We start from the raw sequence: 13,634 nt of genomic DNA on the forward strand, positions 1-13,634 counted from the left end.
AGCACGCGCCCCGAGTCCTTCAACCCCTGACCGCCTCGGCGACCGAGGCCATCAGCTCGGCGAGTAGTTCCGAGCCCAGTGCGCGGGTGGCCGCGACGTCGCCGTCCACGTCCAGCACCACCTCGACGTAGGCCTTCAGCTTGGGTTCTGTCCCCGAGGGCCGCAGCGTCACACGTCCCTGACCCTCCAACCGGAAACGCAGGGCATCAGTCGGCGGCAGACCCGCGTGCCCGGCGGCGAAGTCGTCGACCCCCGCCACCGGCAGGGGCCCGAACGCGGCGGGCGGTTCGGCGCGCAACCGCCGCATCGCCGCGGAGATCACCGAGAGGTCCTCCACCCGCACCGACAACTGGTCGCTCAGGTGGAGTCCGTACCGGCGCGCCTGGTCGTCGAGCAGGTCGAGCAGGCTCCGGCCGTCGCGCCTGGCGCCGGCCGCGAGCGCCGACGCCACCAGGGCCGAACTGATCCCGTCCTTGTCCGAGACGGGACGACCGCCGTCACCGCCCACGCAGTAGCCCAGTGCCTCCTCGAAGGCGAAGACCCGCCGCTGCCCGGGCTCGCCCGCGCGCGCCAGCCACTTGAAACCGGTGAGGGTCTCCTCATAGCGCACCCCCCGGTCGCGGGCGATCTTGCCGAGCAGGCTGGAGGAGACGATCGATGTGGCCACCACCCGGTCGGGCCCGGTGGTGTGGTCCAGCACGTACTCGGCGAGCAGCCCGCCGACCTCGTTGCCGGTGAGCAGCCCGTGCCCGGGGACCGCGAGCGCGAGCCTGTCCGCGTCGGGGTCGTTGGCGAGCACCAGGTCGGAGCCGTCGGCGGCGCCGGTGGCCAGCGCCATGTCCATGGCACCGGGCTCCTCCGGGTTGGGAAAGTCCACGGTCGGGAAGTCGGGGTCGGGATCGAACTGGGCGGCGACCACGGACGGGCGGGCGAACCCGGCCCGCTCCATCGCCGCCAGCAGCACCCGGCCGCCCACACCGTGCATGGCGGTGTAGGTGGTGGCCAGGTCCCGGTCCTCGCCCGGGACCAGGGCGGTGACCGCCTCCAGATAGCGGTCCACGACCTCGTCCCCCAGCACCGTCCAGCCCTCGCCGAGGGGCAGGTCACCGACCGGACCCGCGGCCTCGATCCCGAGGGAGATCTCGGCGTCGGCAGGGGAGACGATCTGCGTACCCGCGTCGGCGTCACCGCCCGCCTTGCGGGCCCCGGCGTAGACCTTGTAGCCGTTGTCCCGCGGCGGGTTGTGGCTGGCGGTGACCATGATCCCGGCGTCGGCGCCCAGGTCGCGGACGGCGAAGGCCAGGACGGGGGTGGGCAGCGGGCCGGGCAGGAGGGACACCCGGTGCCCGGCCCCGGCGAGGACGGCGGCGCTGTCGCGTGCGAAGTCCGCCGACCGGTGCCGGGCGTCGTAGCCGATCACCACGTGCCCGGGGCCGTCGCCGAGCCAGGCGGCTATCCCGGCCGCAGCCCGCATGACCACCACGCGGTTCATCCGGTTGGGGCCCGCCCCGAGCGCGCCGCGCAGCCCGGCGGTACCGAACTCCAGGCGCGCGCCGAAGCGGTCGGCGAGGCCGGCCAGGGCGGCGGCCTCACCCCGGTCGGCGCGCTCCACCAGCCCTGACAACTCAGCGCGGGTGCCCGGGTCGGGGTCCTGGGCGAGCCACTGCCTGGCCTGGGCGACGGTGTCGGCGGTCATCGGGGAGCCGGTCCGAGCTTGGCGACGATGTCGGCGAGCAGCCGGCCGACGGTCCCCGCGGCCTCCCTGCCGGTGGCCAGCACGTCCTCGTGGTCGAGGTTGGCGTCCTGGAGCCCGGCCGCGATGTTGGTGACCAGGGACAGGCCCAGCACCCGGGCCCCCGCCGCGCGGGCCGCGATGGCCTCCAGCACGGTGGACATGCCGACCAGGTCGGCGCCCATGGCGCTGAGCATGCGGATCTCGGCGGGGGTCTCGAAGTGCGGACCGGGCATGGCCGCGTACACGCCCTCGGGCAGGGTGGGGTCGACCGAGCGGGCCAGCTCGCGCAGGCCGGGATCATAGGCCTCGGTGAGGTCGACGAAGGTCGCGCCGGTCAACGGAGAACACGCGGTCATGTTCAGGTGGTCGGCGAGGAGCACCGGAGAGCCCACGGGATAGGCGGGGTTGATGCCGCCCGCGGCGTTGGTCAGCACGATCGTCCTGGCCCCGGCCGCCACGGCGGTGCGCACGCCGTGCACGACGGCGGCGGCACCGTGGCCCTCGTACAGATGGGTGCGGCCCAGGAAGGCGAGCATGTCGCGTTTTCCGTCACTGATGCTGCGGACGGTGCCGCTGTGGCCCTCCACGGCCGGGGGCACGAATCCGGGCAGGTCCGCGGAGGCCAGCTCGTGCCCGGACTCGCCGAGCAGGTCGGCCGCGGGCGCCCACCCCGATCCCATGACCAGGGCGACGTCGTAGCCGTCCACACCGGTACGCGAGCGCAGTTCGGCGGCGGCTTCCTCAGCGGCGGCCTGGGGTGTGCGAGTCACAGCGGGTCTCTCCGTTCGTTCGTACTGTCTTTGGGGCTCCGCTCCGCTTTGCCCGCCCGTCGCCCTCCACCACCCTCAACGGACGCCTACGGCGCGGAACCCCCCTTGCGTCGCCCTCCACCACCCTCAACGGACGCCTACGGCGCGGACCCCCCTTGTTCGGACGCCTGAACGGCACCCCCTCGGGCTGAGCAGGCGTTCACCCTGCGGAGCTCAGATCCCCACGGGGTGCCAGACCGTCTTGGTCTCCAGGAAAGGTGTCATGCGCGCGGTGCCCGGATCGGGGCCGAACCAGGCTTCCTCGCCACCGTCAGCGCCGGAGCCGGGGCGCAGCACCCGGGTGAGGGTGGTGGCCGCGGCCTTCTCGAACTCCACGGCCAGCTCCCCCGCCCCGGTCAGGTCCAGGGCGTCGACGTCGGCGTGCGCGGCCAGGTGGGGGCCCAGTTCCGGCACTCGGCCGGTGAGCAGGTTGACCACGCCGCCGGGCAGGTCGGAGGTGGCGAGCACCTCGGCCAGGTCGACCGCGGCCATCGGCGCGGTCTCGGAGGTGACCACGACCGCGGTGTTGCCCGTGGCGATCACCGGGGCGACCACACTGCTCAGCCCGAGCAGGGGCGCGTTCTGGGGCGCGAGGACCGTGACCACGCCGGTGGGCTCGGGCGCCGAATGGTTGTAGTAGGGCCCCGAGACGGGGTTGGCGCCGCCGAGCACCTGGGCGACCTTGTCGGTCCAGCCCGCGTAGTACACCCACCGGTCGATGGCGGCCGAGACCACCCGGTCGGCCTCGGCCCGGGGCAGGTCCTGCGCGGCCACGGCCTGGGCGGCGAACTGTTCACGGCGGCCCTCCAGCACCTCGGCGACCCGGTACAGGATCTGGCCGCGGTTGTAGGCGGTGCGCGCCGACCAGCCGCCGAAGGCCTTGCGCGCGGCGACCACGGCGTCGCGGGCGTCCTTGCGGGAGGCGAGCGAGGCGTTGGCCAGGTGCTGGCCGCTGGCGGAGGTCACGGGGTAGCTCCTGCCCGATTCGGAGCGGGGGAAGGCCCCGCCCAGGTAGAGCTTGTAGGTCTTGCGGACCGCCAGGCGGCCGGGGACCGGGGGCTCGGCACCCCTGTCCTCCTTGGCCCCGCCCCTGGCGGCCCTTTTGGTGTTACGCCGTTCAGCCAAGGTAGGCCTCCAATCCGTGCCGCCCGCCCTCGCGGCCGTATCCCGACTCCTTGTAGCCGCCGAAGGGGCTGGTCGGGTCGAGCTTGTTGAACGTGTTGGACCAGATCACACCGGCGCGCAGGCGCTCGGCGGTCCACAGCATGCGCGACCCCTTCTCGGTCCACACGCCCGCGGAGAGCCCGTAGGGGGAGTTGTTGGCCTTGGCCACAGCCTCCTCGGGGGTGCGGAAGGTCAGCACCGAGAGCACGGGGCCGAAGATCTCCTCACGGGCCACCCGGTGGGCCTGGCTGACCCCGGTCAGAACGGTGGGCGCGAACCAGTAGCCGCTCTTCGGCAGGTCGCAGGCGGGCGACCAGCGCTCGGCCCCCTCGGACTCGCCGGTGTCGGTGAGCTCGCGGATGCGCTCCAGCTGGGCGGCGGAGTTGATCGCGCCGATGTCGGTGTTCTTGTCCAGCGGATCGCCCAGGCGCAGGCGGGAGATACGTGCCTTGAGCAGGGGCATCAGCTCCTCGGCGATCGACTCCTGGACCAGCAGCCGGGAACCGGCGCAGCACACGTGTCCCTGGTTGAAGAAGATGCCCGAGACGATGCCCTCGACCGCTTGGTCGATCGCGGCGTCGTCGTAGACGATGTTGGCGCCCTTGCCGCCCAGCTCCAGGGTGAGGCGCTTGTCGGTGCCCGCCACCGAGCGGGCGATCTGGCGGCCGACCTCGGTGGAGCCGGTGAAGGCCACCTTGTCCGTGCCCGAGTGCTCCACGAGGGCGCGTCCGGTCCCACCCGCTCCGGTGAGGATGTTGACCACGCCCGGGGGCAGGTCGGCCTCCTGGCAGATCTCGGCGAAGGCCAGCGCGGTGAGAGGGGTGGTCTCGGCGGGCTTGAGCACGACGGTGTTACCGGTGGCCAGGGCCGGGGCTATCTTCCACGCGAGCATGAGCAGCGGGAAGTTCCACGGGATGACCTGGGCCGCCACGCCCAGCGGTCGCGGGTCGGGGCCCAGCCCGGCGTGGGCGAGTTTGTCGGCCCATCCGGCGTAGTAGAAGAAGTGCGCGGCGACCAGCGGCAGGTCGACGTCGCGGGTCTCCTTGATGGGCTTGCCGTTGTCCATCGACTCCAGCACGGCCAGTTCGCGCGAACGCTCCTGGAGAATGCGGGCGATGCGGAACAGGTACTTGCCGCGCTCGGCGGCCGGCATCCGGCTCCACACGGTGTCGTAAGCGCGGCGGGCGGCGGCGACGGCCCGGTCCACGTCGGCGGATCCGGCGACGGCGACCCGGGCGAGCTCGGTCTCGTCGGCCGGGTTGAGCGTGGTGAGGTACTCGCCGCCCTCGGCCGGGGTGAAGGTGCCGTCGACGAACAGCTCGTAGTTCTCGCGCAGGGTGACGACGGAGCGGGACTCCGGTGCGGGCGCGTACTCGAAGATCACGGCTCTCAGTCCAGCGTGTAGTAGTCGGGGCCCGGATAGGTGCCGGTGGACAGCCTGGTGCGCTGCATCAGCAGGTCGTTGAGGAGGCTGGAGGCACCGATCCTGAACAGGTCCGGGGTCAGCCAGTCGGGACCGGCGACCTCGTTGACCAGGACCAGGTTGCGGATGGCGTCCTTGGTGTTGCGGATACCGCCCGCGGGCTTGACGCCCACGCGCCTTCCGGTGGCGGCGTGGTGGTCGCGGACCGCCTCCAGCATGACCAGGGTGACCGGCGGGGTCGCGGCCGGGGACACCTTGCCGGTGGAGGTCTTGACGAAGTCGGCCCCGGCCCGGATGGCCAGGTGGGAGGCACGGCGCACGTTGTCGTAGGTGACGAGTTCGCCGGTCTCCAGGATGACCTTGAGGTGGGCGGTGCCGCAGGCCTCCTTGACCGCGACGATCTCCTCGAAGACCTTGAGGTAGTCGCCGGACAGGAAGGCACCGCGGTCGATGACCATGTCGATCTCGTCGGCGCCGTCAGCGACCGCGCGACGGGTGTCGGCGAGCTTGGCGTCCATGGGCGCGCGACCCGAGGGGAAGGCGGTGGCCACCGAGGCCACACCGACCCCGCTACCGCGCAACGCCTCGACGGCGGTGGCGACCATGTCGGAGTAGACGCACACGGCGCCGACGCGCGGCACGGTGCGGTCGGCGGGGTCGGGATTGGCCGCCTTGGCGGACAGGGCCCTGACCTTGCCGGGGGTGTCAGCACCCTCCAGAGTGGTCAGGTCCACCATGCTGATGGCCAGGTCGATGGCCTGGGCCTTGGCGGTGGTCTTGACGGACCGGGTGGACAGGTCCTGGGCGCGGGCACGCGCACCGACCTCGTCCACACCCGGGAGTCCGTACAGGAAGGCCCGGAGCTCGCGGTTGGTCGTCGCCTCGGGCGCGAATGCGGTGTGGGGCACGGGCACCTACAGCTCGATCGGATTGCTCGTCGGTCCGTCCGCCGTGGCCAGCGGAAACGGCCCCTGGTCAGCACGGTGGAGGGGTGTGTCGGCCTCCGGCCCGGGCTGTCAGGCAGTCACCCTAACGCCGGGCGGAGTGGACGTCAGCATCCGTCCGGACCGCGCCGCCCAAGGTTGGAGGAGACTCCAAGACCGCCCACGGCCGGTTCTCGTGTTTTTGTCCAAGCAGGGCATGAAAAACCCCGAAAACGGACATGAAAGATCTTTCGCTCCCATCAGAGTGGGTGTGTCCGGTCCAGACCGGACCACTCCTCCGAGGCGGATGGGGCGAGGTGCGAGACTGGCGCGAACCGAGAGGAATGAGGCTGCCAGTGGGCACAGCGGGACAGGCCGACCGCCGCGAGAACCTGAGCGAGGGCGTGGACGGGAGCGGAGCCGTGCCGACCGGTGGCGGAGCCGCGCCGGACGGGACGGAAGCGGTGCGCCTGGTGCGGTTGGACCGGGACGTTCCGGAGGCGGCCCTGCTGCGGGAGGCCGCGCTTCGGCACCGCCTGCCGCCCGGCCAACGCGGATACGTGAGCCTGCCGGTGACCACTCTTCCCATCGCCGACGCCGACCCGGCTCGCACACCCTTCGCGATCGCCGCCGCCGGGTCTCCCGTCACCGACGCCGGAGAGGCCCGGGCCGCCTGTGCCGGGTTCGGCGTCCTGGACCGGGCCGTACACACGCGCGACCTCGTCGCCGACCCCGCGCACGCCGTACTGCTGCGCGCCTTCTACGTCACCACGGCCTGGCAGGGAAGGGGCTACGGGCGGGCGGCGTGCTCCGCCCCGCTGCTGGACCGGCTGGCTTCCGAGATCGCGCCGCACGCCACGGAACTGGTGCTGTGCGTCAACGAGGCCAACCGCGCGGCGACGCACGTCTACCGGGCCGCCGGCTTCTCCTTCACCGGGCACCGCTTCGTCGACGGCTCGGGCGACACCCAGCTGGTGATGGTCCGTCCCCTGGCCCCGGAGGCCTGAGCAGGACACGTGAGGGGACTCGCGACGGGATCCGGGCGAGAGCGCCTACCCTGTCACCATGGCGGAGTTCCGGATCAGTAGCGACGACGACCAGGTCGACCTGCGGAGAATGGCCACGGCCCTGGCCGAGGGCCAGGGCTGGGCGCGCGAGGAGGTCAGTATCTGGGACAACCGCCGGGGCGAGGTGATCGTGACCTTGGACGACTCGCTGCTGCGCAAGCCCGAGGCCGATCCGCTGCACCGTCCCCGGCACACACCGCGCGACGTACACAACGCCTGCGAGGCCCTGCGACGTGAGGACCCCTCGCTGCGCCGGGTGGACTTTCGGATACTGCGGGGTGAGACCGCGCGGTTCTTCTCAGCCGGGTGGACCGTCGCCGACGTGCTGCACGCCCTGGGCCACCGGCCCGACGGCGTGCCGTGGCCGAGCGGCCCGGACTACCTGGGCACCGACTGGCTGCGCGCCCGCATGAAGGCGTGGCGGACCCCCAACGGCGACATCCGGCCCTCCAAGTCACAGGAGGCCGCCCAACTGCGGGTGATCAGCAGAGCGGGCCTGCCGATGGAGATCGGCCTGCCCGAGGACGCGGAGGTGTCCAAGCGCCCCGTGGCCAGCCCGTCGGTGGCGCGGTCGGCGGCCGACGACGCACGAAGGCTCATGCGGCAGAACTCCCGGACCACCACCGACACCCTCGCCCACCGCGACCGCACCTCGGCCAACATCACCCGCCGGGACGACCACCGGTAGGACCGTCGGCGGAGCCGCCGGAGGGGCCCTCGGGAGGACCTCCGGGACGGCCGCCGTCAACAGCTCCGCGTTCCTCCATCAGGGAGACCATGCCGTTGGCCGCCTCACCGAGGACGATCTCGGCCGGGCCCCTGCCCACGACCAGCCGCCACAGGGTGGCGAAGAGCAGGGAGGCGAGGACGAACTGCTCCAGCAGCCAGGGCTGGCGCCACTCGACCCCGGAGAGGGAGATGACCACCGCCAGGGCCAGGATGTGCCCGGCGTAGACGGTCAACGGCATCCGGCCGACCGAGGTCAGCGGATACATGAGGAAGCGGACGCGGTCACACAGGAACATGCACACCACCAGCACCACGAGCCCCTGACCGATCGCCTCGGCCATCTCGAAGGTGGTGCCGGTGTGGGGCGTGCTGATCGCCAGCCACCACCAGGAGTCGGTGGGCACCTGGCCGGAGATCGACTCCATCTTGTCGGTCACCGCGTAGCGCACCTCCTCCAACACCCCCGGGTCGGTGACCGTGTCGGGGGAGAGGCCCGTCAGGGCGGGACCGCTCGTCTCCACCAGACGGTCCAGGCCGCCCATGGGGTGCAGCAGCAGCCAGGAGCCCGCGTAGCTGGACACCAGCAGTACGGTGCCGGTGGCCAGCAGGCGAAGCCGCACCGCCGTGGCGGTCAGGTCCAGGCGTCCCACCGCCATTCCGGCGAACACGTAGACCATGAAGGTGACCGCCGGGTAGTAGCCGGTCAGGAAGAACTCGGTGAAGGACGTGACCGCGCCCGTGCGCGGGGTGGGCGGGAAGAAGCCGTCCCGCAGCAGGAACGAGACCGGCGGGCCGACCACCGCCAGGGCGCCCGCCACGGTCCACAGCATGCCTGAACGCAGTTTGACCAGCGGCAGCGCCAGGATGAAGAAGCCCGCGTAGTAGGTGAGGATGACGGCGACCGGGACCGCCATGATGTCCAGCAGGAAGCCGAGCACGCCGATGAGCGCCGCGCGGGTGAGGATGCGCACGCCCGCCCTGCGCAGCGGGTCGCCGCCCACCGGGGCGGTGCGTCCGGTCATCATCGCCAGGGAGACCCCCGCCAGAAGGGCGAAGAGCGCCGAGGAGTTGCCCCGCACGATGCTGTGCAGGTCCCAGGCGTAGTTCTCCGGAGACAGGAAGCCCATCGAGTCCACACCGAGGTGGACGACGAACATCCCGAGGACCGCGAGGGCGCGCGCCGCGTCGATGCCGTCGATCCGGTTCTTCGGAGAGGACGCGCCCACGGGCGCGGCGGAGGTGTCGTCAGACTGGTTCTGTGCCACGACCGCCAGGCTATGCCCCCGCACCACACGGCGGACAGTGAACGGCTTCCCCCGCATGGCCGGAGACGGCCACGAGCACGTGCCGAGAGGAGACAGGACGTTCCGCCTCCCCGCACGCGGCGCCCGGGTTGCCGGGGACGGGAGCCACCGCCGTCAACCCGGGCGCCGCGGGCCCTACTCCTCCGTCAGGTCGCTGAAGAAGTCGAGCGCCTCGGGGTTGGCCAGCGAGTCACGGCTGGCGACCTTGTCGGGGCTCTCCCCCATGAGGACGCGCTTGACCGGAACCTCCAGGACTTTGCCGGACAGGGTTCGGGGGACGGCGCTGATGACGCGGACTCGGTCGGGAACGTGGCGGGGGGAACAGTCGGTGCGGATGCGGCGGGCGATCTCCTTGGGAAGGTCGCCCTCAAGGTCGGCTCCCTCACGCAGGACGGTGAACAGCTCGATCTTGGAGGAGCCGTCGGGCTGGGGCACGTCCACCACGAGGGCGTCGATGACCTCGTCGAGGGCGAGGACGGCGCGGTAGATCTCGCTGGTGCCCATGCGCACGCCACCGCGGTTGATGGTGGAGTCGGAGCGGCCGTAGATGATGGCGGTGCCGCGGTCGGTGATCTCGATCCAGTCGCCGTGGCGCCAGACGCCCGGGTAGACGGAGAAGTAGCTGTCGTGGAGGCGCTCGCCGCTGTCGTCGCCCCAGAGGAAGAGGGGCATGGACGGGGCGGGCTGGGTGACGACGAGTTCGCCGACCTCGTTGACGAGTTCCCTTCCGTCGGGGTCCCAGGATGCGACGGCCATCCCGAGGGCGCGGGACTGGATCTCGCCCTCGTGGACCGGCAGGGTGGGCGTTCCGCCGACCAGGCAGCTGCACACGTCGGTGCCGCCGGAGGTGGAGAACAGCCAGAGGTCCTCGCCGAACTCGTCGTAGACCCAGGTGAAGGCCTCGGGGCTGAGCGGGGAACCGGTGGAGCCGATGGCCCTGAGCCCGGACAGGTCCCGGCCCCGGCGGGGGCTGACGCCCTCCTTCATGCAGGAGGAGAGGAATCCGGCGCTGGTACCGAAGACGGTGACCTCGGCGTCGGCGGCCAGGTCCCACAGGGCGCCCAGGTCGGGAGAGGGGGGTGCCGCGGCCGGAGACCGTCCCTTGAACGGGTGGGCGGGACTGCCGTCGTACAGGACGATGGAGGCCTCGGTCAGCAGGACGCTGACCAGGAAGTTCCACATCATCCAGCCGGTGGTGGTGTACCAGAGGACCCGGTCGTGCTCCTGGGCGTCCAGGTGCAGGTGCAGGTTCTTGAGCTGTTCGAGGAGGATGCCGCCGTGTCCCTGGACGATGGCCTTGGGCAGGCCGGTAGTGCCCGAGGAGTAGAGCACCCACAGGGGGTGGTCGAAGGGGACGGGGGTGAACTCCAGTGCGGCTCCGGCGCCGGACTCCTCCAGCCGGTCCCAGGAAAGGGTGCCCTCGAGCGGCTGTCCGGGATGGAGGTAGTCGAGGAGGACGGTGTGCTCGACGGTGGGCAGGGACGTGCGCAACTCCTCCACGACCGGGCGGCGGTCGAAGTCCTTGCCGCCGTAGCGGTAGCCGTCGACGGCGAGGAGGACCTTGGGCTCGATCTGCGCGAAGCGGTCGATGACGCTGCGCACGCCGAAGTCCGGGGAGCAGGAGGACCAGACCGCGCCGAGGGAGGCCGCGGCGTAGAACGCCGCGACGGTCTCGGGCAGGTTGGGCAGGTAGGCGACGACACGGTCGCCGGGGCCCACACCGAGTTCACGCAGTCCGGCGGCGATGGCGGCGGTACGGCGACGCAGTTCGCCCCAGGTCCACTGTCCCAGGCCGCGCAGCTCGGTGGCATGCCGGATGGCGACGCGGTCGTCGTCGCGGCCCTCGAAGACGTGTCGGACGTAGTTGAGGGTGGCGCCGGGGAACCACTCGGCGCCGGGCATGTTCCGCTCGCCCAGGACCCGCTCGTAGGGCGTCTCGGAGCGGACGCCGTAGTACTCCCAGACCGATTCCCAGAAGCCGTCGATGTCGGTGACCGACCAACGCCACAGGGAGTCGTAGTCAAAGGACGCGGAGGTGGCCTCTCCCTCTCCGAAGGCCCGGGCCCCCTTGTTCTCCGCGGCCCACCTGGCGAACGCGACGATGTTGGAGGAGGCGATCCTCTCCTCGTCGGGCTGCCAGAGCACACGGGGCACACTGCTCTCCGTCATTGGCCCGCCTTCCCATTTGCGCGGCTGTGTGTTGCTGTGAGGCCCATCTAACAACATCGCATGCACGCGACGGTGCCCCGGCCTCGGGCTAACTGGGGCCGGGGCTCCTACCGAGTGCGCAGGTCACCGGCAGGGCGGCCGCGGCTGTGGAAGGACCACCCGGCGGCGGGCGCACTGGTGTGGGAGGCCCCCATTGACGACCGCGGCGGCCTCGGAGAGGGCGGATGAGGGGATCTCTTCGCCACCGGACGCCGGTTCCAGCCGGTGGCGGCGGACCTGTTCCCGTGCTCCGGCGGTCAGGCCTCGCGTAGCGCGGCCACGGCCGCCACCGCGGAGTCGACCACGGGGGATCCGGTCGCCTCCAGGCGGTCGCGGGACATCAGGCCGGTGGCGACCAGGATGGAGTGGGCCCCGGCCTCGCGCGCGGCGCGGGCGTCGTCGTCGATGTCGCCGACCAGCACGGCCCGGGACGGGTCGATGCCCTGCTGTTCGAGGTGGCGTACCAAGTGCTCCGCCTTGGAGTCTTGCTCGGTCTCGAACTGGCGACCGTCCACCCGGGTGAAGTGGGAGGTCAGCCCGCGCTCGGTGATGAGCGGCACCAGGTGGTCGTGCGAGGCCATGGACAGCAGGGACTGTGTCCCCCCGCTTCCGGCCCACTCGTGCAGCACGTCGGGAACGCCCACGGTCAGCTCGCAGGAGGGCAGGTACTTCAGGTAGCTGCTGTCGTAGAGCTGCTCGACCCGCTTCCACTCGCCGTCCTCCAGGGCGCGGCCGAGGAGCTCCTCGTAGCAGGGGATGAGGGGGCGCCGGAAGACGGAGCGCCAGTAGTCCATCTCCACGGGGTCGCGACCGAACAGCTCGCACACGGCGTTCACCGCCGCGAGGTTGGCGTGGTTGTCGTCCAGGAGGGTGCCGTTCCAGTCCCAGACGATGTGGGTGATGTCGTTTCGGTCAAAAGTCTTCTCAGCCATTGGCTGCACTTTACGGGCACTCGTCCGAGTACGGATATGCGTTTTACACCACTTCAGCCGGGGTTCACGCCCCCCTGGCCCGCTCCGCTCCGGGTTCGCGCCGTCCACGGCCCAGACGGCGCCTGCGTCGGACCGCCCACGCACCGGCCAACACCATGAGCGGGAAGACCACGAGGACGAGGACGGGCAGCAGGATGGCCAGCAGCGAGGTGACGAAGCTGACCGCGTCCTCCAGGAGGGAGACGACGGGGGCGGCGCAACCGATGGTCATGGTGTTGACCACCGGCCGGGCCGTGGCTTTGCACAGGTGGAACACCAGGGCGATGACCACGCCGGCGGCGACCGGGCCCCAGGAGCCCCCGTCCCCCGCAGCCGCACCGGAGGCCGCACCGGTGATCTCGGTGAGCTCGGTGATCTCCACGGCGGAGGCGCCCGAACCGAAGGCGATGCCGCCCGATGTGGGGCGCACGGCGGTTTGCAGGAGGTCGTTGGCGCTGTCGAGGGCGGGCGTCTTGTCCGCTGCGAACTCCACGGCCAACAGAACGGCGAGGGTCACGAGGGTAACGGGGTGCTCGATCCACTGCCAGGATTCGCCGAGCGGGAGCAGGTCGGTGAAACGAGCGATCAGCCCGACCGCCAGGAGGGGGATGTAGGCGTTGAGCCCCGCCGCGGAGGCCAGGCCCAGGCCGGTGAGTGTGGCGAACATGCACTTCCTTCGGTGCTCCGTGGGGGCGGGGCCGTGCGGTTCCCGCCCCGGCGCCTGTGTACACGTGTTGACGCTCGCGGAGCACGTGAGGTTTCGCCTTTCGGTGCCTACTGTCGGTAGTTCTCGACTTCGGAGACCGGCCGGACCTCGGCCTCGTCGGGGTTCTGATCGAACTCGCTGCGGGCCCGCCGCTGCCGGAGCAGGTCCCAGCACTGGTCGAGCGCCTGCTCGACCTTCTTCATGCGGGCACGCTCGTCCGGGTCCAGCCCTTCGGGGGTGGCGCGGAGGCCGTGCTCCTCGTCGATCAAACCCCGGATGGTGGCCATGATGTCGTTCTCGGCTCTGTCACTCATACCGCCATGGTGGGCTCGACCCGGGGGTTGGGCAAGGACCCCGCCCCTGCGATTTACCCAGTTCAAACCCGTCGTTTGCCACAGGTGACGGACGCCCGGGGCCGGGTACGGACTCGACCGACGCCCCGGCACCGGTGTCCGCCCCCCGTTCGTCTGGGAAACTCCTGTTGACGCCACATTGGCGGTGAAACGCGCACCCGAAGGGCACGCACCGGCGGAATGCGCTCCCACCCCCCGTCGTTGAATACCGCAAGGGGGTATGGTAATGGCATCTGAGCAGG

12 protein-coding genes are annotated in these 13,634 nt (G+C 71.4%); 2 read left to right on the forward strand and 10 right to left on the reverse strand.

Annotated features, from left to right (window positions below):
• Nucleotides 1–19: 19 nt before the first annotated feature.
• The 5 genes from AC0T5L_RS19705 to deoC all read right to left on the reverse strand — a co-directional run bounded on the left by AC0T5L_RS19705 (nt 20) and on the right by deoC (nt 6,045).
• Entirely contained in the window at nt 20–1,696 is a 1,677-nt protein-coding gene (locus AC0T5L_RS19705; RefSeq protein WP_476166922.1) for a phospho-sugar mutase, read from the reverse strand.
• Nucleotides 1,693–2,505 (reverse strand): purine-nucleoside phosphorylase, encoded by an 813-nt coding sequence (locus AC0T5L_RS19710; RefSeq protein ID WP_476166923.1) that lies wholly within the window; start codon nt 2,503–2,505, stop codon nt 1,693–1,695. The genes AC0T5L_RS19705 and AC0T5L_RS19710 overlap by 4 nt, the downstream gene beginning before the upstream one ends.
• Before the next feature lie 213 nt (nt 2,506–2,718).
• Complete coding sequence (locus AC0T5L_RS19715) at nt 2,719–3,669, reverse strand: aldehyde dehydrogenase family protein (RefSeq protein WP_476166924.1); 951 nt, start codon at nt 3,667–3,669, stop codon at nt 2,719–2,721.
• Complete coding sequence (locus tag AC0T5L_RS19720; RefSeq protein WP_476166925.1) at nt 3,662–5,092, reverse strand: aldehyde dehydrogenase family protein; 1,431 nt, start codon at nt 5,090–5,092, stop codon at nt 3,662–3,664. The genes AC0T5L_RS19715 and AC0T5L_RS19720 overlap by 8 nt, the downstream gene beginning before the upstream one ends.
• A gap of 5 nt (nt 5,093–5,097) precedes the next feature.
• On the reverse strand, nt 5,098–6,045 hold the full coding sequence (deoC, locus tag AC0T5L_RS19725) for a deoxyribose-phosphate aldolase (RefSeq protein WP_476166926.1): 948 nt from the start codon (nt 6,043–6,045) through the stop codon (nt 5,098–5,100).
• Between the two features lie 431 nt (nt 6,046–6,476).
• Between deoC and AC0T5L_RS19730 the strand changes: the two genes are divergently transcribed.
• Both AC0T5L_RS19730 and AC0T5L_RS19735 read left to right on the forward strand, forming a co-directional pair.
• The gene (locus AC0T5L_RS19730) at nt 6,477–7,061 is read left to right on the forward strand and encodes a GNAT family N-acetyltransferase (RefSeq protein WP_476166957.1); all 585 of its coding nucleotides are present in this window, start codon (nt 6,477–6,479) and stop codon (nt 7,059–7,061) included.
• A gap of 58 nt (nt 7,062–7,119) precedes the next feature.
• On the forward strand, nt 7,120–7,809 hold the full coding sequence (locus AC0T5L_RS19735) for a hypothetical protein (RefSeq protein ID WP_476166927.1): 690 nt from the start codon (nt 7,120–7,122) through the stop codon (nt 7,807–7,809).
• Here the strand turns inward: AC0T5L_RS19735 and AC0T5L_RS19740 are convergent.
• From AC0T5L_RS19740 to AC0T5L_RS19760, 5 genes are all read right to left on the reverse strand, one after another.
• On the reverse strand, nt 7,784–9,115 hold the full coding sequence (locus AC0T5L_RS19740; protein ID WP_476166928.1) for a heparan-alpha-glucosaminide N-acetyltransferase domain-containing protein: 1,332 nt from the start codon (nt 9,113–9,115) through the stop codon (nt 7,784–7,786). The genes AC0T5L_RS19735 and AC0T5L_RS19740 overlap by 26 nt on opposite strands.
• Nucleotides 9,116–9,289: 174 nt before the next feature.
• On the reverse strand, nt 9,290–11,323 hold the full coding sequence (locus tag AC0T5L_RS19745) for an acetoacetate--CoA ligase (protein ID WP_476166929.1): 2,034 nt from the start codon (nt 11,321–11,323) through the stop codon (nt 9,290–9,292).
• 296 nt (nt 11,324–11,619) lie between these two features.
• Complete coding sequence (locus AC0T5L_RS19750; protein ID WP_476166930.1) at nt 11,620–12,294, reverse strand: HAD family hydrolase; 675 nt, start codon at nt 12,292–12,294, stop codon at nt 11,620–11,622.
• Between the two features lie 64 nt (nt 12,295–12,358).
• The gene (locus tag AC0T5L_RS19755; RefSeq protein WP_476166931.1) at nt 12,359–13,000 is read right to left on the reverse strand and encodes a DUF4126 domain-containing protein; all 642 of its coding nucleotides are present in this window, start codon (nt 12,998–13,000) and stop codon (nt 12,359–12,361) included.
• Nucleotides 13,001–13,107: 107 nt separating this feature from the next.
• Nucleotides 13,108–13,353 carry a DUF2630 family protein gene (locus AC0T5L_RS19760; protein WP_476166932.1) on the reverse strand — a complete coding sequence of 82 codons (246 nt, stop codon included), beginning with the start codon at nt 13,351–13,353 and terminating at the stop codon, nt 13,108–13,110.
• Between the last annotated feature and the right edge of the window lie 281 nt (nt 13,354–13,634).

The sequence above is a fragment of the Nocardiopsis sp. TRM 82005 genome (assembly GCF_056312425.1).